Origin of the sequence: Paenibacillus sp. HJGM_3 (assembly GCF_045062745.1) — a bacterium.
GTDB lineage: Bacteria > Bacillota > Bacilli > Paenibacillales > NBRC-103111 > Paenibacillus_AA.
In genome coordinates this window covers 1-19,983 of sequence record NZ_JBJGED010000053.1, presented here as the reverse complement: position 1 = coordinate 19,983, position 19,983 = coordinate 1, and the positions used below count along the sequence as shown (strand labels likewise).

Here is a 19,983-nt window from a genome sequence, read left to right as displayed (position 1 = left end):
ATAAGGTATAAGGTATAAGGTATAAGGTATAAGGTATAAGGTATAAGGTATAAGGTATAAGGTATAAGGTATAAGGTTAATAAGTGGACGACATGTTCGACGGTCGGGCGCTAGTGGGAGCAGGCCCGCATTACAAACGCGGCGTGGAACCGGTGCTGCAATGCCTTCCGGCTTGAGAGTCAAACCAGGCTTGGCCATGGGCCGAGGAGGAAGAGCAAATAAAGTATATTAAGAATAACACGAAAATAGAATCCGTACAATAGATGGATCCCAGTTTTCCGCAAGTAAACGTTTTCCTTTTTCCCGCAAGGGAATGAGACGATTTTCATTCGTGAGGGGCATGAAAAAACACGAACAAAGGAGTTGGACAACCCTCCAATGTTCGTGTTTGGGTCGGTTAGCGTTTCATCTGCGCGAAGGCGCGGTCTGCCGCCTCGATCGTGTAGGTGACGTCGGCCTCCGTGTGCGCCGTCGTAAGGAACCACGCCTCGTACTTGGAAGGAGCGAGGCAGATGCCTTGGTCGAGCATGAGGCGGAAGAACGCCGCGAACTGCTCGCCGTCGGTCTGCTGCGCCTCGTCGTAATTCGTAACGGGATGGTCGCAGAAGTGCGTCGAGAAGGCGCCGCCGATCCGGTTGACCGTCAGCGCGATGCCGTGCCGCGAGGCGGCGTCCGCGATGCCGTCGGCGAGCGTCGTCGCGAGCGCCGTCAGGCGCGCGTACGTGCCCGGGGCGGCCAGCGCCTCGAGGCAGGCGATGCCGGCGCGGATCGAGGCCGGGTTGCCTGCCATCGTGCCGGCTTGGTAAGCCGGGCCGAGCGGGGCGACCTGCGCCATGATCTCGCGCCGTCCGCCGTAGGCGCCGATCGGCAAGCCACCGCCGATGATTTTGCCGAGCGCGGTGAGATCGGGCTCGACCGTGCTGTAGTCCGCGAAGCCGGCCTCCGCGTACGTCTGGGCCGCGCCATAATGGAAGCGGAACCCGGTGATAACCTCGTCATAGATGACGAGGGAGCCGTTCGCGCGAGCCAGGCGGCACAGCGCCTCGAGGTAGCCGGGCTTCGGCGCGACCATGCCGAAGTTGCCGACGATCGGCTCGATCATCACCGCGGCGATGTCCGCCCCCCAGTGGTGGAGGGCCTCTTCAAGCGCCGGCAGATCGTTATACGGCACGGTGATCACCTCGTGCGCGATGCTCGAAGGGACGCCCGCGCTGTCCGGAATGCCCAGCGTGGACGGGCCGGAGCCGGCAGCCACTAGCACGAGGTCCGAGTGGCCGTGATAGCAGCCGGCGAATTTCAAGATTTTGCTGCGCCCTGTATAGGCGCGAGCAACGCGGATCGTGGTCATGACGGCCTCCGTACCGGAGTTCACGAACCGCACCTTGTCGAGCGAAGGAATCGCTTCCTTCAGCATGCGCGCGAACTTGTTCTCCCATTCCGTCGGAGCGCCGTACAGGGTGCCGGTCTTCGCCGCCTCTATGATCGCATCCGTCACATGCGGATGCGCGTGACCGAGAATGATCGGGCCGTAGGCCGCCAAGTAATCGATGTAGCGATTCCCGTCTATATCCAAGAAGTAGGCGCCTTCGCCGCGCGCCATGAATACCGGCGCCCCGCCGCCGACGGCCTTGAACGAGCGGGACGGGCTGTTCACGCCGCCGACGATGTGCTCGAGCGCCTCTTTATATAACGCTTCGGATTGTGGACGTTGCATGGACATAAGCTCGAATCTCCTTTTGGATCAACCGCACGAATAGCGGCAAAAATTGCCGCTATGCTGTGGTGCTGTTGGTATTCCGATCGCCGAAGTGTCTGTGAGATGGTGGTTTTTGTACTTCCTGTCCCTCAATATGTACTATAACGTTCGCTGAGAAGGGATCGGCGTAATCGATATCGTACCTGAGCCCGTGCCGGTGTTGCCTGTTCCTGTGGCACCCGGCGTCGGAGACATGGTCGGCTTCACCGTCGCACCCGCACTACCGTTGCCGCCGTCTCCCGGGCTTGGGCTATTCGACCCCGGCTTCGGCGTCACGGTAGGCTTGGTGCCTGGGTCGTACGTGCCGGGCGGAGGCGTTAATCCCGGCTTCACGGTCGCCTCCGCATCATCATCTCCGCCAGCCGTAACCCCGCCGCTTGACCCGTGGCCTGTCCCCGTCCCCGGCGTCGGGGTTGGCGTAGGCTTCGGGGTAGGCTTGGGCGTCGGCTTCGGCGTCGGCGTGGCCTTGCTGCCCGTCCCGCCGCTGCCGCCAGTCGCCTTGCTCCCGCCCGCGCTGCCCGTACCCGTACTGCCGTTCGGCCTCACGATGGCGTCATCGTCGTCCGATACGCTGCCCGTCCGGCCTCCCGATCCACTCACGCTGCTGCCGGACCCGCTCCCCGTATCCGTCGCGCCATCCGGATCGTGCAGCCCGGCGAACTCGTCACGCACGAACTTTTGCAGCTTCTGCGGATTGACCGCGAGCACGGAGGCGCCGCCGACGTTGTCTTCCTCCAGCAGCTCCATAGGCGGGACCTGAACGCCCTTGACGCCGGTCGCTTTGATATCGAAGCCGAGCGAACCGAGCTTCAGCATATCCGTAATCGTCATGTTCGTCTCGATATACGGGTCGATGCTCGTCAAGATGCTGGGCAGCTTGAAGATCGAGGAGGTCGACTGCAGCTTGTCGGCCACCGCGGTCATGAACTTGCGCTGCCGCTCCGTCCGGGTGAAGTCGGACATGGCGTCGTGCCGAAACCGCACGTATTGCAGCGCTGTTTTGCCGTTCATATGCTGCATGCCTTTTTTGAGATCGATGTCGAACTCCGGCTCTTCCGAGTCATGATACTTCATGTCCTTCTCCACTTCGAGGTCGATGCCGTCGATCGCATCCACCAGCGCCATGAAGCCCTGGAAGTCGGTATACACGTAATACTGTATTTTAAGCCCGAGCAAATCGCCTGCCGTCTGCATCGCGAGCTGCGGACCGCCCAGCGTGATCGCCGCATTGATCCGGTCCGAGCCGAATCCCGGGATCTTCACGTACGTGTCGCGAAGAATCGAGAACAGATGGCCCTTCTTGGTCACCGGATCGACCGAGATGACCATGTTGGAGTCGGACCGGGGCACCTCATTCTTGGCCAGCCCGCGGGAGTCGCCGCCCAGGAGGAGAATGTTCACCCGCTCCTTGCCTTCCCACTTCGGCGGGGCCGGCTGCTCGACGGACGTATTCGTCGTATTGAATTGGCTGAAGATCGAATCTTCGCCTTTTTTCTGGATATGATTGCTGAATTGGATCAAAGAATAACTATAATAGCCGACTACTCCTATAAGAACCACAGTGAACGCCAAGGCGATCCACCGGATTTTCCTCCACATGGGCACCACTCCTTTGCAGTTGTGTGTCTCGGTTGTGTGACTTTTCCTTTGCTGCTCGATCGTGTAACATTAACTGTTGAAGAATCGGGTAACGCGAGGGAAAATGGACGGCAGCTATGTACGCATGTGTCGAATCGGATATTAAATGATCGTGAACGCCAATCGTTTCTTCTATAGTATATAGTTTTCGAAAACCGTCCTGCAACTTATGTCGATTCCTGGCACACAGAATGTGGAAATCGAGAAAAAAGGAGGCATCTAGATGCAGCCCGCCATACGAGTGGAGCAACTACGCAAGCAGTTCCGGGTGTCCAAGAGCCGCGAAGGGCTGAAGGGAGCGCTCCGCGATTTGTTCCGTCGGCAATATACGGAAATTACCGCCGTCAAGGATATTAGCTTTACCATCCCCCAGGGTGAAATATGCGGCTACATCGGGGAGAACGGGGCGGGCAAGTCCACGACGATCAAGATGCTCACGGGCATCCTCGTCCCGACTTCCGGCGTCATCGAGGTGAATGGCTTTGTCCCTTTCAAAGAGAGGGAGAAATTCGTGCAAGGCATCGGCGTTGTCTTCGGCCAGCGCAGCCAGCTCTGGTGGGATATCGGGGTAGTCGAATCGTTCCAGCTGCTGCGCAAAGTATACCGCGTGTCGGCCGAGGATTACAAAGTCAGGCTGGACGAGCTGGTCGAGCGGCTGCAGCTGCAGGATCTGCTGAACCGGCCGGTGCGCAAGCTGAGCCTCGGGCAGCGTATGCGCTGCGAGCTGGCGGCCTCGCTCCTTCACAACCCGAGCATCGTGTTCCTGGACGAGCCGACGATCGGCCTCGATATCGTGGTGAAGACGGAGATTCGCGAGTTTCTGAAGTCGATGAACCAGCGGTACGGCACGACGATTCTGCTCACGACGCACGATCTGCAGGATATCGAGGCCTTGTGCTCGCGCGTCATCATGCTGGACGACGGCCGGATCATCTATGACGGCGGCCTGGACCGGCTGAAGACGACGTGGGGCAAGGGCAAGGAGCTCGTCCTCCATCTGAACGAGAACGTCTCCGTGGAACGGCTCGTAGAGTTGACCCAAGGCCTGGGGGCGACATGGAGCAAAGAGAACGACTATACGGCCACCGCCTGGGTACCGCTCGAGCAAGCGAACGTCTCGGATGTGCTGTCGCGTGTCGTAAGCGCGGTCGACATTCGCGACATCCAGATCCACGAGCCTAATACGGACGATATCGTAAGGGAAATCTACAAGGCCGGTTCGGCGTCCGCCCCGAAGGACGATTCGGCCGAGCCTGCCGCTACAGCTCCGACGGCCGAGAAGGAAGAGGAAAAAGCGTATGTATAGCGCCTATCTCGACCTCATCCGGATCCGGTTCCTGATGATGCTGGCGTACCGGGTCAATTATTACAGCGGCATCATTATTTATGCCATTAATATCGGCGCCTATTACTTCCTGTGGAAAGCGATCTACGGAGGCAACGAGACGCTGGGCGGCATGACCGTCACGCAGATGACGACCTACGTGGCGGTATCCTGGATGGCGCGGGCGTTTTATTTCAACAACCTGGACCGGGAGATCGCAAACGAGATTCGCGACGGCAGCGTAGCGATCCAGTTCATACGGCCTTATAACTATTTATATGTGAAAATGATGCAAGGATTCGGAGAAGGGCTATTCCGTCTGCTCTTATTTATGGTGCCGGGCATGATCGTCGTCTCGCTGCTGTTCCCGGTTCGGCTGCCTACGGATCCGTCCATCTGGGGCGTGTTCCTCGTCATGCTTGTGTTCAGCTTCCTGATCAATTCTCAGATCAACATCCTGACGGGCTTGTTTGCTTTTTTCGTGGAAAATAACGAGGGACTTATGCGCATGAAACGGGTGGCGGTCGACCTGTTCTCGGGCCTGATCATTCCGCTGTCGTTCTTTCCAGGTTGGCTGGAGTGGGTGATGAAGGTGCTTCCGTTCCAGGCGATCACGTATTTGCCGGGCTCGGTGTTCACGGGTAAGGTGACCGGCAGCGCCGTCTATCAAGTGTTCGGCCTGCAGCTCATTTGGTTTGTCGGGCTGATCGTGCCGATCTGGATCATGTGGCGGAGCGCCCGCAGCCGATTGTTCGTTCAGGGAGGGTAACGGCCAATGTTCTATGCGTCTTTATTCGGAGAATATTTCTCCAATTATATTAAGCGCCGCCTGACGTATCGCTCCGACTTCTGGATCGAGATTGCCTCCGATTTGCTGTTCCAGGGCATGAACCTGCTGTTCATTCTTGTGGTGTTCCTGCATACGCCGCTGCTCGGTGGCTGGTCGCAGGAGCAGGTCGTGTTCATCTATGGCTACTTCATGGTGCCGTATGGGGTGTTCGGCTGCTTCTTCAACCTGTGGAACTTCTCGGAGCGGTATATCGGCAAAGGGGAGATGGACCGCGTCTTGACCCGGCCGGCGCACAATCTGGTGCAGCTCATGCTGGAAAATCTCGACCCGGCATCGCTGTTCGGCAGCTTGGTCGGCCTCTTCATAATGGGCTATACGGGGCTGCAGATGGACATGAGCTGGTCGTGGGCCGATCCGTTCGTGTTCTTACTCTTGACGCTTGGGGCAATTCTGATCTACGGCGGCGTGTACATCGCGATTACGTCGATTTCGTTTTTCTCCGACGCGCCGACCGGGATTTTGCCGCTTGTGTGGAACATTCAGAACTACGGGCGGTACCCGGTGAACATTTACAACAAGCTCATCAAGTTTTTGCTGACCGTTCTTCTCCCGTTCGCGTTTGTAGGGTTTTACCCGGCCGCTTATTTCCTCGACCGGGAGGAGTGGGGCGCTATGGCGCTCTTGACGCCGGTAATGGGGGCGTTGTTCATTACGATCGGGCTCTTGCTGTGGAACTACGGCGTACGCAAGTATCGGGGAGCTGGGTCGTAGGGAGGCTTGTTTTCAATCCGGCAATAGGGCGGCTGCTGCCATCAATTGGGCTACGGTGAACGAGACGCAAGGCAGTCGGTCGGAGCGCACGGGCTCGTCCTGCATGAAAATGTCTTGCAGCTCATACTTGCCATCTGCGTTCACATATCGTTCCAACACCTCATTGCGGGGATCGATGATCCAGTATTCGGGGATGCCGTGCTTGGCGTAGCTGGCGAGCTTGCGCTGCTTGTCCCTGCGGATGGAATGCGGCGAGAGAATCTCGGCAACCAGGTCGGGAGGCCCTTCGATAGCGCGTTTAGTAATGATGGAAGCGCGACTGCGGTGGACCATGACCAGATCAGGCTGACGCACTTCTCGATTGGACAATAGCACGTCGATCGGAGGAGTCAAAAGGATATATTCGCTTTCACAGGTGTTCATGATGATTTGGGCCAACTTAAGGCCAATCACTTGATGACGCGGGGATGGAGCGGGACTCATCAATTCCAGCACGCCGTCGTCCAGCTCGTAGCGATTGCCGTCATCCGGCAGGTTGGCATAATCGTCGTAAGTTAGGGGTTGTTCCCGGATCAGCGGATTTTTCTTTTGGTCCTTTTCCTTTGTCATCTTTAGTCCTCCCACTTACTTGCTTTTTCTTCAAGTATACCTTTCGGAAAGGAGATTGCCCAGATGCCTATCCCTGAAATAGGGAAGAAAGCCCCAGCCATCAAGCTGCCCGGCTCGAACGGGGAAGAAGTGTCGCTCCAGCAGTTCAAAGGGCGCAAGATCGTCCTGTTCTTCTACCCGCAGGACGAAACGCCGACATGTACGACGGAGGCTTGCGAGTTTCGCGATGCGTTCGCCGAGTTTGAAGAGACCGATGCGGTCGTCATCGGGATTAGCCCGGACTCCGTGGCTTCCCACGAGAAGTTTATCGGCAATCACAAGCTGCCTTACTTGCTGCTAGCCGACGAGAAGCTGAAGGCCTGCAAGGCGTATGACGTGTGGAAGATGAAAAAACTATACGGCCGCGATTACATGGGCGTCGTGCGATCCACTTTCCTGATCGACCGCAAAGGCAAGCTGGCGGGAGAGTGGCGCAACATCCGGGTGAAGGGCCATATCGACAAAGTGCTCGAGGCGGCGCGCAAGCTGCCGTAAATGACTGAAATAAAACAGCCCTCACTCAGTGAGGGCTGTTTGCCGCGAATTCGGTGCCGCACGGTCCGCCGCTGGGATTTTTCTCGATCTCGAGGGGCTGACCATCTCGCGTGTATAGCGGGTTGTAGTAGCCGCTGATTTTGGTCGTGGAGACGCCGGTGTAATGGCAAATGAACGAGCGGCGGAACCGGTCGGCCGACGTATTCGGATACGAGCCGTGAATGACATTGCCGTTGAAGAACAGGACGTCGCCCGCTTCCAGAATGACCGGGACCGGCTGCAGCCCTTCGGGCACGACGACCTCGTGGGTCGTGAACGAGACGGTCGGATCGGCTTCATGCGGACATTGGATCGCCTCCCGGCTCGTCTTCGGCACGACGAACAGCCCGCCGTTCTCCTCGTCGGAGGGGTCGACCGCCGTCCAGGCGGCAATACACGTACCCGGCTCGATCAACAGGTAGAAGTTGTCCTGGTGCAGCGCTTGGCCGCGAGCGCCGGGCGGCTTGTAATAGAACATGCTCTGGGCGGCCAGCGGCTCCTCGCCGAACAGATCCTCCAGGACGTCCATCACCCTCGGGTCGATCATGTAGTTGCGGGACAGCTCGTTGACCCGGTGAGGGTGCATGAAGCGCGGGTATTCCTTCAGAATGTCGCCGCCGGCTTGCTCCTTGCTGACGGGAGCGAACAGCCGCTCTACGGGGCCGTTCCGGTGCAGCATCGTGAATTCTTGCTGCAGCGCTTCGATGTCTTGGGCGGAGAACAATCCGCGCATAATGAGATAGCCGTCTGTATCAAACTGCTGCAATTGCTCGGGTGTAATCGTGGCGGGTAGCTTGCTCATGGGAGGATGACCATCCTTTCCGGCTTAGAGTGGATTGCTTGCGGTATAGTCTTAGTATAGAATGAGCGGGAAGGGGAGGGAATGAATGAAATGACTGAATTCCTTAACAATCCTGCTATTTCGTCTGAGTCAGACGGTCGAACGGATCCTCCCGGAAGCCAAGCTTCCGACGACCTGACGGGCCATCTGCCGACGATGCCCATTACCCAATCGCCGCCGCCGGGCGTGTTGATCGCCGACCACTTCCACCAGAACGCGGAGTACCGGACGTATCGGCCGGACGGAACGCGCGATTATTTAATTACATTAACGCTGAACGGCTGCGGGACGTATCGGATCGGGGACGAGGTTCGGCTGTGCAGGCGTGGCGATGTGATGGTGTTGACCCCGGGTACGCCTCATCGGTATGGGACTTCATCGGAGGCGGGATATTGGGAGTTCGTTTGGTGCCACTTTCTTCCGCACGAGGACTGGCAGCCGTATCTCGCGCTGCCGGCCGCTCTGCCCGGGCTGCTGCACGTGCAGCTGGCGCAGCCGGCTGTGTTCGAGCGGGTGCTGCAGGCGTTTCGCCGGCTGATCGGGGACCAGCTGCATACGGATCCGCTGCATGAGCGCATGGCGTATCTCGCGTTGGAGGAGATTGTGCTGCTGCTCGCCATGCAGGGCGGCGAGGCGCAAGGGAGCCTGTCGCTCGATCCGCGGATCGAAGAGGTGAAGCGGCTGCTGCTGGAGCGGATGCAGGAGCCCCACACGATCCAGTCGCTCGCCGAGCAGGTGCGGCTGTCGCCTTCTCGATTGTCGCACTTGTTCAAGGAGGCGACCGGCATGTCCATCATCGGAATGCTCCATCACATCCGGTTGCGGCAGGGAGCGCGGCTGCTCGCCTATACGTCGAGGCCGGTGGGGGAGATCGCGGAAGCGGTCGGCTTCCAGAGCCCGTTTTATTTCACGAAGCAATTCTCGGCCGCATACGGGATTAGCCCGAGCGCTTACCGGAGGGCGGCGCAGAGCCTGCATGCCGGGGACGGTACGAGTCCCGATACGAAACCCGGAACGAGTCCAGGCGGTCTGTGACCAAACCTCGTAAAACATCTATAGCAAGTCTGGCATAATTCAAGAAGCCCTTCATATACTCTATCACCAGTCCAAAACGATAGACAGATGGAGGGCTTTTACATGAGAGGGTTGCGCGCGGCGTTTGCATGGGCATTGTTGATGATCGGATGGGCAATCGTTGGCGTAGGGGCAGCTTGGGCTGCGGAAGGGCTGGACGTCTACGATCAGTTGAAGGCGGGCGCCAAAGTGCTGCAGGATCGCGAATACGACACCCCGGAGAAGCCGACCGTCTATTTGACGTTCGACGATGGTCCGGGCAAGCTTACCCCGCAAGTACTCGATCTGCTGAAGGAAGCGGACGTCAAGGCGACTTTTTTCGTGCTGGGCGAGCATGTGTACCAATCTCCGGACGCCATCCGGCGAATGGCGCAGGAAGGGCATGCGATCGGCAATCATACGTTTAACCATCAATACAATAACCTATATCCCACCTTTCGCCTGTTTTGGGACCAGATCGGGCGCACAGAGCAAGCGCTTGCGGAGACAGCAGGGGTGACTACGAATCTCGTAAGGGCGCCGGGCGGAACATTCTCGCATTTTGACGCCTACTACTTCTACTACTTGGACCAGGCCGGGTATTCGGTATTCGACTGGAATGTGGACAGCGGAGATTCGCTGCGCGCGAACGTACCTAAGAATGAGATTGTGCAAAATGTGAAAAATACGCCGCTCAAGCACGAGATGATCGTCCTCATGCATGACAGTGCGGGACACGAAGAGACGATACGGGCTTTGCCCGAGATCATACAGTTTTACAAGGACAAAGGCTATCAGTTCGCGACGTTGTCCGAGAGGGTGAAACCGGTCCAGCAGGCGATCGATCGCAAAAAGGCGGGGGCGTCCCTATCGAGAGCCGAGCATGAGCAGTGGACGCAAAACATGCAAGCCGTCGCTTCGCAAAAAGCGCCGGTGAATGTGGCGGCGGCTGTTGAAGTCGCGGATGTAGCGGACTCGCCGGTGTCGGTTGTGATGGCGACGCAAACGGTGACGCCACCCCCGCCTCCGCCCCCGCTGCGGTTGCATTTCGGGTCATCGGATATGTGGGAGCTGAGCGGGACGGAGTATGAGTTCCGGCACGACAAGCTGTTCGTCCCTCTCCGAGGGCTGTCGGAACGGATGGGCGCGGTCGTGGCGTGGGATGAAGCGCACCGGACGGCCATCGTTCGCTACGGAATGCATGAGCTGAGGGTGGATCTCCAGCGGCATGCGATCTCCGTTCAGGTGCCGGGCAAGCCGAATCGCATCTACCCCATGGCGGATATCGGCCTGCGGGACGGATCCGTCATCGTACCGCTCCGCCTGACGGTCGAGCTGCTCGGGGACCAGGTCGACAGCTATTCCCTAGGCGATACGCTGCGGGAAGTGACGCTGGATACGAGCACGCGGGGGTACCAATTCACGCCGATTCCGAAGCTGACAATGAAGGTCTAAAATAGTTAGGCGATGGAGACACTAGAAACATAGATTGCGAGTTTCTGAGGAGGTCTTCATCCATGACGCTGAAGCGCGAGGAGCGGTATCCGTTCGATCGGCCGAACGAATGCCTGGAACAGGTCGTCTATCAGGCGGAGAAAGCGATACTAGGAAAGAGAGAATGCATCGAGCTGGCGCTGCTCGCCTTCCTGTGCGGCGGCCACGTGCTGCTCGAGGATGTGCCGGGCGTTGGCAAGACGATGCTCGTGCGGACGCTCGCTCGGATAATGGGCGCGGATTTCAAGCGGATCCAGTGTACGCCGGACTTGCTCCCGTCCGATGTGACCGGCGTCTCGGTCTTCAATCCGAAGACGAACGAATTCGAATACCGGCCCGGGCCCCTAACGGCGCACGTCGTCCTCGTCGACGAGATCAACCGGGCGTCGCCGCGGACGCAGTCGGCGCTCCTCGAGGCGATGGAAGAGCGCAGCGTTACGGTGGACGGCCATGAGAGCAAGCTGCCGGAGCCGTTCCTGCTGCTCGCCACGCAGAATCCGATCGAGCAGGCGGGCACGTTCGTGCTGCCGGAGGCGCAGCTCGATCGGTTCCTGCTGAAGCTGCGGATCGGCTATCCCGACGAGCAGCATGAGGTGGAGCTGCTCGGCCGGCTGCAGACGCGCCATCCGCTGGACGGCGTGCAGCCGGTGCTGCTGCCGGAGGAGCTGCTCCAGCTGCAGCGGGGGGTGCGCGCCGTCTTCGTAGACGACACATTGAAGGCGTACATGGTGAAGCTGGCGGCGGCGACGCGGCACCATGCCGAGCTGCAGCTGGGCGCGAGCCCGCGGGCGGTCGCCGCTCTGATGCGGGCGGCTCAAGCGCGCGCCTATATGGCGGGCCGGGGGTATGTGGTGCCGGACGATATCAAGGCGCTGCTCGTCCCGGTGTGGGCGCACCGGCTCGTGTTGAAGCTAGACGCCCGCATCGCGGGCCGGACGGCCGAAGCGGTGCTGCACGGTATCGCGGGAGCCGGGGCGGTACCGGCCATGCGGACGGCTTCGGGAGGTACGCTATGAGACGGTGGGGGCATTTCCTGCTGCTCTTCCTCCTGTTCGGAGGGCTGGGCGTACTGTGGAGCTGGAGAGGCGGACAGACCGCCTATTTTCTGTTGATCGCGACTGCGGTGCTGCTCTTGCAAGCGGTGGGCACGGCGCTATTCAGCTTGCGAGGAGTGTCCGTGGAATGCGGGACGGAGCGAAGCCGCGTCTATGGCGGAGAAGCGCTGGCCGTCTCGCTTCGCATTCAGCGCCGTCCGCTGTGGCCGGTGCTGTGGCTGCTCGTGCAGCACACATGGCAGCACAGCGGTGGGGCGCGAGTGACGTACCGGCAGTTGTTGTTTCCGTGGATGCGGGCGGATATGGCACTGCGCTATCGGCTGCAAGGGCTGCGGCGGGGGGAATACAAGTCGGCGGGCGTGGAGCTGTATACCGGCGATCTGTTCGGGCTCATGCAGGTGAAACGGCAGCGGGCGGGACAAGCCTGCTTCCTCGTCTACCCGCAGCCGGTCGAGACGGCGGCAGAGTGGAGCGCTCCCTACGAAGAGGATGCGGTTGCGAGCCGGAGTGCTTCGTGGCGGGACAGCGGCGTCATTCGCGGCGTCCGTCCGTATGAAGCGGGCGATCCGCTCTCGAGGATTCATTGGAAGCTGACGGCCCGTTCGGGCGGGCTGAAGACGAAGACGTTCGAGCCGGCGGGCACGGAGCGGGCGGTGCTCTGGCTCGACACCTCGGCTGCCTCTTATTCTGGAAGCCACGTATTCGAAGCGGCCGTGCAGGCCGTTGCCGGTATGGTTCGCCAATCGCTCGGCGCCGGCAGCGGTTGGGTGCAGCTTCGCTCCAGTTCGAGCGAAGCCAGCCCGCTCGTCGTGTCGACGCTGGAGGAGCTGCAGTCCGCCTATGAGTGGCTCGCGCGCATCCAGCCGGACGGCCGGACCGCATTCGGCGATCACCTGCTGCGCGAGTCGCTCCGGCTGCCCCTGCAGCTGCCGCTCGTCCTTGTGACGCCGCTCGCGGGGGACGCGCTCACCCCGGTGCTGCGGCGGCTGCGGCATGCCGGCCGGGCGTGCACGGTGCTGCATGTGCATGGCTCGCCTGCGCTTACATGGCCGCAGCGCCAATGGAAGCGCGAGCTGGAGGAGCTCGGCTGCCGGTTCGCGGATTTCCGGGCCGGGGGCCTGGCCACAGCATCCGTCGGCGAGGCGGAAGCGAACGGGGGTGCGGTCGATGGCATCGCCTAACCGGACGCCGGGATCGGCATCTTCTCCGGCGGTTCCGCGCGCCTATGGACGCGAAGGCGTCGCCGCCGTGTTGCTTTACGTACTGCTTATGGAGTGGCTCCGCCCGCTCGCGGCAATGTCCGCTTACACGGATATCGATGTATTGAAGCCTTTCCTAATTACATACGCCTTCTTCGTGCTGCTCGAATATGCCCGAATCCCGGCCGGATGGAACTGGATCCTGAAGCTGGCGGCGTGCTTCGTCGTGATCCGGATGCTGTTCTATCCGCACGAAGGCCTCTCGTGGGGCTGGCTCGCCGATTACGGGCAAGAGACGATGAAGGATTTGGCCGCCGCCGTGCAGTTCAGTATGGAGGGGATCAGCCCGGCTAACCGGACGATGCTGTTCCTGCTCGGCTGGGCGCTGCTCATCACCGTGCTGTATTCCACGGTTGTGGAGCGTCACCAGGCGCTGTGGCTGATCGTAGCCACCCTCGCGTACCTCGTCGCCCTGCCGTTATGGGCGGACGTGAATACGTCGGCCGGCGTCCTGCGTACGTTCGGCGCCGGCATGCTGCTGCTGGCCGTCAATCAGCCGTCCCGGGTCGCGGGCCAGTTCGCACTGCGGCTCCGGGCGGGGGCGTGGCCGCTCGGGCGCTGGGCGACGGCCGCGGCGCTCCTCATGACGCTCGCGATCGGCGCGGGGCTCTGGCTGTCGCGCGATGAAGCTCGGCAAGCGCGGCCGCTTCCGTGGAACGCGGTGGAGAGCGCGTGGTCGCGGCTGTTCCCGGCTTCGAACGGCGGCTTCGCGAGCGAGACGCTCCCGCCGTCGGCGGGCCTCGCGGCCTGGACCGGCTACAGCAGCGACGATTCCCGCTTAGGCGGACCGCTGCAGACGGACGACCGCGTCGCGTTCACCGCGCGTACCGAGGAGGCGACCTACTGGCGTGGCGAGTCGCGCAGCACGTACACGGGCCGCGGCTGGGTGACCGGCGGGGACGACTCCGCCGGCGGCGCCGGTCGCTCTGGCGGGAGCGTCGCGACAGGAGCCTCGGCGTCCGTCACCCCGGCCGCGACGCTGCCGACGAAGCCGCTCGGTGCCGGGCCGCGCCGGACGATCCAGCAGGAGATCATGCTGGAAGACCCGAGCCTCGGCCGGCAGCTGTTCGCCGGCGGCGCGATCGCGCAAGTCGACGCGCTCGTCACGCGCTCCGGCCAGTCGCTCGCGCCGGAGCTGCTCGCGGTTGACCCGGCCACGGGACGCGTGACCGTACAGGCTTCCGAGCCGGTCGCTTACTACCGGCTCGCAGTAGAGGTGCAGGCGGACGCCGCGCTCCGCCTGGCGCAGCCGGCCGCGCCGAGCCGCCCGCTGACGGCGGCGGAGCGCGCGGCCCTGGCCGGCGACCTGCAGCTGCCGGCCGCCTTGCCCGAGCGCGTGCGCGAGCTGGCGCGCACGATCACGGCGGGCGCGGACAGCGATGCGGGCCGCGCCCAGGCGATCGAAGCGTACTTGCGCAGCCGGTACGCCTACAATCTGGAGAAGCCTACGGTGCCAGGCGAGGGCGAAGATTTCGTCGACCACTTCCTGTTCGTCGACCAGGTCGGGTATTGCGATCATTTCTCCACCGCGATGGTCGTCCTGCTGCGCAGCGTGGACGTACCGGCTCGGTGGGTCAAAGGGTTCGCCCCGGGCGAGCTCAGCACCTCGAACGCAATTCCGTCGGCGACCCTCGCGACCTACACGGTTACGAATCGCGATGCACATTCTTGGGTCGAAGTGTATTTGCCCGAACAAGGCTGGGTGCGGTTCGAGCCGACGCCCGGCTTCTCCGACACGCCGGCATCGGGACTGGATCCCGTCGCTCCGCCGGTCGGAGGCGACGCGATGACGGTAACCGCAGCGGTTTCCGGCCCGTCGCTCTCCGGCTATTCGGTCGCCGGACCGGGCGGCGCGAGCTGGCTGAGCTTGACGGGGGCGCAGCTCGCCGCTTGGGGCGGTCAGCTGCAGCAGGCGGTCGGAGAGAAGCTCCTCTCCGGAGAGAATGGGTCCGGCCTAAACCAGCTGGTCCTGTGGATGGCGGCCCTGCTCTTGGTTCCGCCGCTCCTCTGGTTCGCCTCGCCCCGACTCCGCTCTGCGGTCATGGCGGTCCGCCAGCCTGAGCGGCGATCGCTGCGAGCCTATGATGCGATCTGGGCGAAGCTCGGTCGCCGAGTGGGCCGGAAGCGGCCGGAGCAGACGGTGCGCGAGTATGTCGACGCCGCGGTGCGCCGGCTGCCGGACGAGGATCAGCGCGAGGCGCTGCGGCAGTTCGCCGGGCTGTATGAAGCGGCGCGCTACGCCGAGCGTCCGATGCGGCGCAGCACCGAGGACAAGGCGCGGCTGGCCGAGCTGTGGGCGCGAATCGCCCGTTCCAAGTCTCCGGGTTCTATGCGATAATGGAGGCAGGAGGGGATGGCGATGAGCGAAGGGCAACGGACGTCCAGTGAGCGGACCTCTGCAGTGGAGGGGCACCCGGTTGTCTTATTCGACGGGGTGTGCAATCTATGCAACGGCTCAGTGCAGTTCATCCTCCGCCATGACCCCGAAGGCCGCTTCCGCTTCGCGGCCTTGCAGTCCGAGGCGGCCCGCCGCCTGCTCGCACACAAGGGAATCGATCCGTCCCGGCTCGATTCCCTCGTGCTGCTCGACGCGGAGGGCCGCTGCAGCGTACAATCGGCCGCGGCTCTGCGGATCGCGCGGCAGCTGAGGGGCTGGCCGCGACTGGCCGCGCCCCTCATCCTGGTCCCCCGTCCGATCCGGGACGGGGTGTACCGCTTCGTCGCCCGCCACCGGTACCGGTGGTTCGGGCGACGCGAATCGTGCTGGCTGCCGACGCCCGAGCTCCGGCAGCGCTTTTTGGACTAACCCGATCCGGCAGTGACCGCTGCCGGATTTCTTGCGTGCCGGGACCGGACTTGGGGCACGATACCCCTAGGGGTTCGAATTCGAGGCAATCGGCCTAATTTTTCTTCCAACGGCTTGTCTTGACGCGCTTTCCGCGGATTTTATATAATAGACGTTAAATGTTCAGCGGACTTACTACGCGCGAATCTAAGGAGGATTACCTTGAACAAACCGAATGAAATGATCGTGGTGCTCGATTTCGGCGGTCAATACAACCAGCTCATTGCCCGCAGAATCCGGGACTTGGGGGTGTACAGCGAGCTGCTGCCTTACAACACGTCCGTCGAGCGGATCCGGGAGCTCTCACCCAAGGGGATCGTGTTTTCCGGCGGCCCGTCCAGCGTGTACGAGCCCAACTCCCCGCAAGTCGACCCGGGCATCTACGAGCTTGGCATCCCGGTGCTCGGCATTTGCTACGGCATGCAGCTGATGGCGCACCAATTGAGCGGGAAGGTCGAGAAGGCGAATAAGCGGGAGTATGGCAAAGCCGATGTCGACTTCAACCCAAGCAGCCGGCTCGTGCAAGGGCTAAATGCCAAGCAGACCGTCTGGATGAGCCACGGGGACTATGTCTCGGCCTTGCCGGGCGGATTCGTCGTGGATGCGAGCACCGAGCATGCGCCGGTCGCGGCGATGAGCCATCCGGAGAAGCATTTCTACGGTGTCCAATTCCATCCCGAAGTGCGTCATTCCATATATGGCAACGAGCTGATCCGCAACTTCCTGTTCGAAGTGTGCGGCTGCGAAGGCACGTGGAGCATGGAGACGTTTATCGAGGATACGATTCGCGATATCCGCGACCAAGTGGGCCGCGGCAAGGTGCTGTGCGCCCTGAGCGGCGGCGTGGATTCTTCGGTTGTGGCCATCTTGCTGCATAAGGCGATCGGCGATCAACTGACTTGCATGTTCATCGACCACGGCTTGCTGCGCAAGGGCGAAGCGGATGGAGTCATGGAGACCTTCGTCGGCAAGTTCGACATGAAGGTCGTGAAGATTGACGCACGCGAGCGCTTCCTGGGCAAGCTGGCGGGCGTGGAAGATCCGGAGCAGAAGCGCAAAATCATCGGGAATGAATTTATTCGTGTCTTCGAGGAAGAGTCGGGCAAATTTGACGATTTCGAATTCCTGGCGCAAGGCACGCTGTATACGGATATTGTGGAGAGCGGAACGGCGACCGCTCAGACGATCAAGTCTCACCACAACGTTGGCGGCCTGCCGGAAGACATGAAGTTCAAGCTTGTCGAACCGCTCAAAGCGCTGTTCAAGGATGAGGTGCGCAAGGTGGGCGAGGAGTGCGGCCTGCCGGCGGCCATTGTCTGGCGCCAACCGTTCCCGGGACCGGGGCTTGCGATTCGCGTATTGGGCGAAGTGACCGAGGAGAAGCTGCACATCGTTCGGGAATCGGACGCGATCCTCCATCAGGAGATCGCGGCGGCCGGCCTGCAGCGCGAGATTTGGCAGTACTTCACGGCGCTGCCGAATATGAAGAGCGTCGGTGTCATGGGCGACGGCCGGACGTATTCGTACACGGTCGGCCTGCGCGCCGTCACTTCGATCGATGGGATGACCGCCGACTGGGCTAGAATCCCGTATGAAGTGCTGGAGCGCATCTCCAATCGGATCGTGAACGAAGTCGAGAACGTGAACCGGATCGTGTACGACATCACGTCGAAGCCTCCGGCGACGATCGAGTGGGAATAATAGCTTGTCACATGAAAGAGGCTCATCTGTTGCGGTGGGCCTCTTTTCTAATGCCGTTGGAATATTTTTCAATCTCTGTATGCGCATACATCCGAACGTCTTTGCAAATACTACTCGGTAATGTTCGGCAATAGCATTGACAAGCTTCGACAATCGGGCTTAGAATAAGGGTGAATAACAACATATGTTTCGTATATTCTCAAGAATCGGCTTGAGAGTCTCTACAAGATCACCGTAAATGATCTGGCTACGAACAGAGAACGCCTCCCCTGGAACCGGGATTAGTGCTTGCGCTTGTGCAGGTGCTTTTTTTAAGTCCTAGGGCGCTTAGGCCGTTCTCTCGCCTGAAAGCCTGGTCGGTGTGCAGTGAGACGGAACCCGAACCGGGCTTTTTTGCGTTCCGGAGGCGTTCCGTTTGGCCAGCATTCCGGTCAGGCAACAGGCGCGCGTCGTTATTTCCAACTCTATTTTGTAGGAGGAAACAGTCAAAATGGATCGTTTGTTTAAGCTGAGGGAGCACGGAACAACGGTTAGAACCGAGATTATCGCGGGTCTGACCACATTCATGACGATGGCTTACATCCTGTTCGTCAACACATTGTTCCTGGGCGAAGGGGGAGCGGGCATTCCGAATCAAGCCGTCTTCTTCGCTACCGCAGTAGGTGCAGGACTCGTCACGCTGGCTATGGGATTTTTCGTCAATATTCCGATCGCGCTCGCGCCGGGCATGGGGCTCAATGCTTACTTCATGACCGTCGTGCTGAGCTCGGGAGGGGACATTACTTGGCAAACCGCTTTAGGCGCCGTCTTCCTGTCCGGGATTATCTTCATCATCCTGACGGTGACCAAAGTTCGTCAATTGCTGCTCTCGGCCGTTCCGAACAATCTTCGCGTGGCGATTACCGTGGGTATCGGGTTGTTTATTACGATCATCGGCTTCAAGCTTAGCAACATTTTGATGGTCAGCGTGAATCCGGATGATAAGCTGGACGTGTCCAAGGGTGCTGTGCTGAACACGAACCAATTCAACATTATTCTCGGTGACTTCATTCATAATAAGGACTCTCTGCTGACGATTATCGCCCTCTTCCTTATCGCGATTCTGATGGCGATGAAGGTTCGCGGCGCGCTGTTGATCGGGATCGTGGCGGCTACTTTGATCGGGATTCCGATGGGCGTGACGAATGTAAAAGGGTTGTCGGATGCGAGCTGGCTTCCTTCGTTCGATAACTTGGCCGTAGGGAAACTGGATATCGCCGGCGCGTTCGGCGTCGGGATCGTGGAGATCATCCTCGTGTTCACGTTCGTGGAGCTGTTCGATACGTTCGGGACGCTGGTCGGTACGGCGAGCCGCGCCGGTCTGCTCAAGGACAAGGCGAAGGGCGAGAAACTGATCGGCAAAGCGATGCTGGTCGACGCCGCAGGTGTCAGTGCAGGCGCCTTGCTCGGGACGAGCACGATCACTTCTTATGTAGAGAGCACGAGCGGCGTGGCCGAAGGCGGCCGGACCGGTCTTACTTCCGTTACTACGGGCGTCTTGTTCCTGCTCGCGTTGTTCATTGCTCCTCTGGCACTGGTGGTACCTTCTGCGGCTACCGCTCCCGCGCTTATTATTGTAGGCGTGCTTATGATGGCGAGCATCAAAGAAATCGAGTGGGGCAACTTCGTCGAAGCATTCCCGGCCTTTTTGACCATCGTCCTGATGCCGTTTACGTACAGCATTGCGAACGGGATTTCGTTCGGTATCGTTTCTTACACGGTGCTGGCGGCCCTTTATAACACTACGGCTTCCAAGCGTGTGCCGCTTCACTGGCTCATGTGGGTGTTGTCGATACTCATCATCGCTCGTTATATTTGGCTCGGCGCGGCTTAAGGCGTCGGAGCTTTCGCGGCAACGCCGGTCTTCGGACCGGCTTTTTTTGTTGGTTCGCTTGGAGCGGGTTGAAGTGAGAAAATTCCAGTTGCAACGCGTTCGGATATTTGGTATATTAATTCTCGCCGCTTCGAAAGCTTGTCTTTCCGGGCTGAGCAAGTGACAAAATAATGCTTGCATCGATGATGGCGAATGTGGTATATTAATCAGGTCGCTGTTCGGACGGCTCTACTGCCGACGACGACGGGATTGTTCCTTGAAAACTGAACAACGAGCGTGCAAGTAATAAATGCTAGTAACGTTTTAGAGCTTTAATCAGATTCACCTTTATGGAGAGTTTGATCCTGGCTCAGGACGAACGCTGGCGGCGTGCCTAATACATGCAAGTCGAGCGGATCGTT

At 60.3% G+C, this 19,983-nt stretch carries 15 protein-coding genes, 1 rRNA gene, 1 pseudogene and 1 riboswitch; of the genes and pseudogenes, 13 read left to right on the top strand and 4 right to left on the bottom strand.

Going from position 1 to position 19,983, the window contains the following annotated elements; translation table 11 throughout:
• Positions 1-397: 397 nt before the first annotated feature.
• Positions 398-1,720 carry a glutamate-1-semialdehyde 2,1-aminomutase gene (locus ACI5FR_RS33430; protein ID WP_405462663.1) on the bottom strand — a complete coding sequence of 441 codons (1,323 nt, stop codon included), beginning with the start codon at positions 1,718-1,720 and terminating at the stop codon, positions 398-400.
• Positions 1,721-2,278: 558 nt separating this feature from the next.
• Positions 2,279-3,355 (bottom strand): annotated as a pseudogene (locus ACI5FR_RS33425) (LCP family protein); the annotation flags it as partial.
• Positions 3,356-3,617: 262 nt separating this feature from the next.
• Here ACI5FR_RS33425 and ACI5FR_RS33420 point away from each other — a divergent pair.
• Genes ACI5FR_RS33420 through ACI5FR_RS33410 form a run of 3 tightly spaced genes read left to right on the top strand, consistent with a single transcriptional unit; the run spans position 3,618 to position 6,279 of the window.
• On the top strand, positions 3,618-4,700 hold the full coding sequence (locus ACI5FR_RS33420) for an ABC transporter ATP-binding protein (RefSeq protein WP_405462662.1): 1,083 nt from the start codon (positions 3,618-3,620) through the stop codon (positions 4,698-4,700).
• A complete protein-coding gene (locus ACI5FR_RS33415) occupies positions 4,693-5,487 on the top strand; it encodes an ABC transporter permease (protein ID WP_405462661.1) in 795 nt (264 codons plus the stop codon). The genes ACI5FR_RS33420 and ACI5FR_RS33415 overlap by 8 nt, the downstream gene beginning before the upstream one ends.
• Positions 5,488-5,493: 6 nt before the next feature.
• On the top strand, positions 5,494-6,279 hold the full coding sequence (locus tag ACI5FR_RS33410) for an ABC transporter permease (RefSeq protein WP_405462659.1): 786 nt from the start codon (positions 5,494-5,496) through the stop codon (positions 6,277-6,279).
• Positions 6,280-6,291: 12 nt separating this feature from the next.
• Here ACI5FR_RS33410 and ACI5FR_RS33405 read toward each other — a convergent pair whose 3' ends face one another.
• The gene (locus ACI5FR_RS33405; protein WP_405462657.1) at positions 6,292-6,888 is read right to left on the bottom strand and encodes a Uma2 family endonuclease; all 597 of its coding nucleotides are present in this window, start codon (positions 6,886-6,888) and stop codon (positions 6,292-6,294) included.
• A 63-nt stretch (positions 6,889-6,951) separates the two neighbouring features.
• On the opposite strand from ACI5FR_RS33405, the gene ACI5FR_RS33400 reads away from it, so the two are divergent.
• A complete protein-coding gene (locus ACI5FR_RS33400) occupies positions 6,952-7,422 on the top strand; it encodes a peroxiredoxin (RefSeq protein WP_405462656.1) in 471 nt (156 codons plus the stop codon).
• Positions 7,423-7,447: 25 nt separating this feature from the next.
• On the opposite strand, the gene ACI5FR_RS33395 is transcribed toward ACI5FR_RS33400, so the two are convergent.
• Positions 7,448-8,263 carry a phytanoyl-CoA dioxygenase family protein gene (locus ACI5FR_RS33395; RefSeq protein WP_405462654.1) on the bottom strand — a complete coding sequence of 272 codons (816 nt, stop codon included), beginning with the start codon at positions 8,261-8,263 and terminating at the stop codon, positions 7,448-7,450.
• A gap of 90 nt (positions 8,264-8,353) precedes the next feature.
• On the opposite strand from ACI5FR_RS33395, the gene ACI5FR_RS33390 reads away from it, so the two are divergent.
• The 9 genes from ACI5FR_RS33390 to ACI5FR_RS33350 form a co-directional block, all read left to right on the top strand.
• Entirely contained in the window at positions 8,354-9,337 is a 984-nt protein-coding gene (locus ACI5FR_RS33390) for a helix-turn-helix domain-containing protein (protein ID WP_405462652.1), read from the top strand.
• Between the two features lie 102 nt (positions 9,338-9,439).
• Positions 9,440-10,810 carry a polysaccharide deacetylase family protein gene (locus tag ACI5FR_RS33385; protein ID WP_405462651.1) on the top strand — a complete coding sequence of 457 codons (1,371 nt, stop codon included), beginning with the start codon at positions 9,440-9,442 and terminating at the stop codon, positions 10,808-10,810.
• A gap of 62 nt (positions 10,811-10,872) precedes the next feature.
• Complete coding sequence (locus ACI5FR_RS33380; protein ID WP_405462649.1) at positions 10,873-11,865, top strand: AAA family ATPase; 993 nt, start codon at positions 10,873-10,875, stop codon at positions 11,863-11,865.
• Complete coding sequence (locus ACI5FR_RS33375) at positions 11,862-13,085, top strand: DUF58 domain-containing protein (protein ID WP_405462648.1); 1,224 nt, start codon at positions 11,862-11,864, stop codon at positions 13,083-13,085. The genes ACI5FR_RS33380 and ACI5FR_RS33375 overlap by 4 nt, the downstream gene beginning before the upstream one ends.
• Positions 13,072-15,501 (top strand): transglutaminase TgpA family protein, encoded by a 2,430-nt coding sequence (locus ACI5FR_RS33370; protein ID WP_405462647.1) that lies wholly within the window; start codon positions 13,072-13,074, stop codon positions 15,499-15,501. Before ACI5FR_RS33375 ends, ACI5FR_RS33370 begins: the two co-directional genes overlap by 14 nt.
• Positions 15,502-15,522: 21 nt before the next feature.
• A complete protein-coding gene (locus ACI5FR_RS33365; protein WP_405462646.1) occupies positions 15,523-15,969 on the top strand; it encodes a thiol-disulfide oxidoreductase DCC family protein in 447 nt (148 codons plus the stop codon).
• A gap of 201 nt (positions 15,970-16,170) precedes the next feature.
• Complete coding sequence (gene guaA, locus ACI5FR_RS33360) at positions 16,171-17,709, top strand: glutamine-hydrolyzing GMP synthase (RefSeq protein WP_405462644.1); 1,539 nt, start codon at positions 16,171-16,173, stop codon at positions 17,707-17,709.
• A 169-nt stretch (positions 17,710-17,878) separates the two neighbouring features.
• Positions 17,879-17,979, top strand: a riboswitch (purine riboswitch).
• 220 nt (positions 17,980-18,199) lie between these two features.
• Complete coding sequence (locus ACI5FR_RS33355) at positions 18,200-19,582, top strand: NCS2 family permease (RefSeq protein WP_405462642.1); 1,383 nt, start codon at positions 18,200-18,202, stop codon at positions 19,580-19,582.
• 326 nt (positions 19,583-19,908) lie between these two features.
• Positions 19,909-19,983 (top strand): 16S ribosomal RNA (locus ACI5FR_RS33350); the annotation flags it as partial.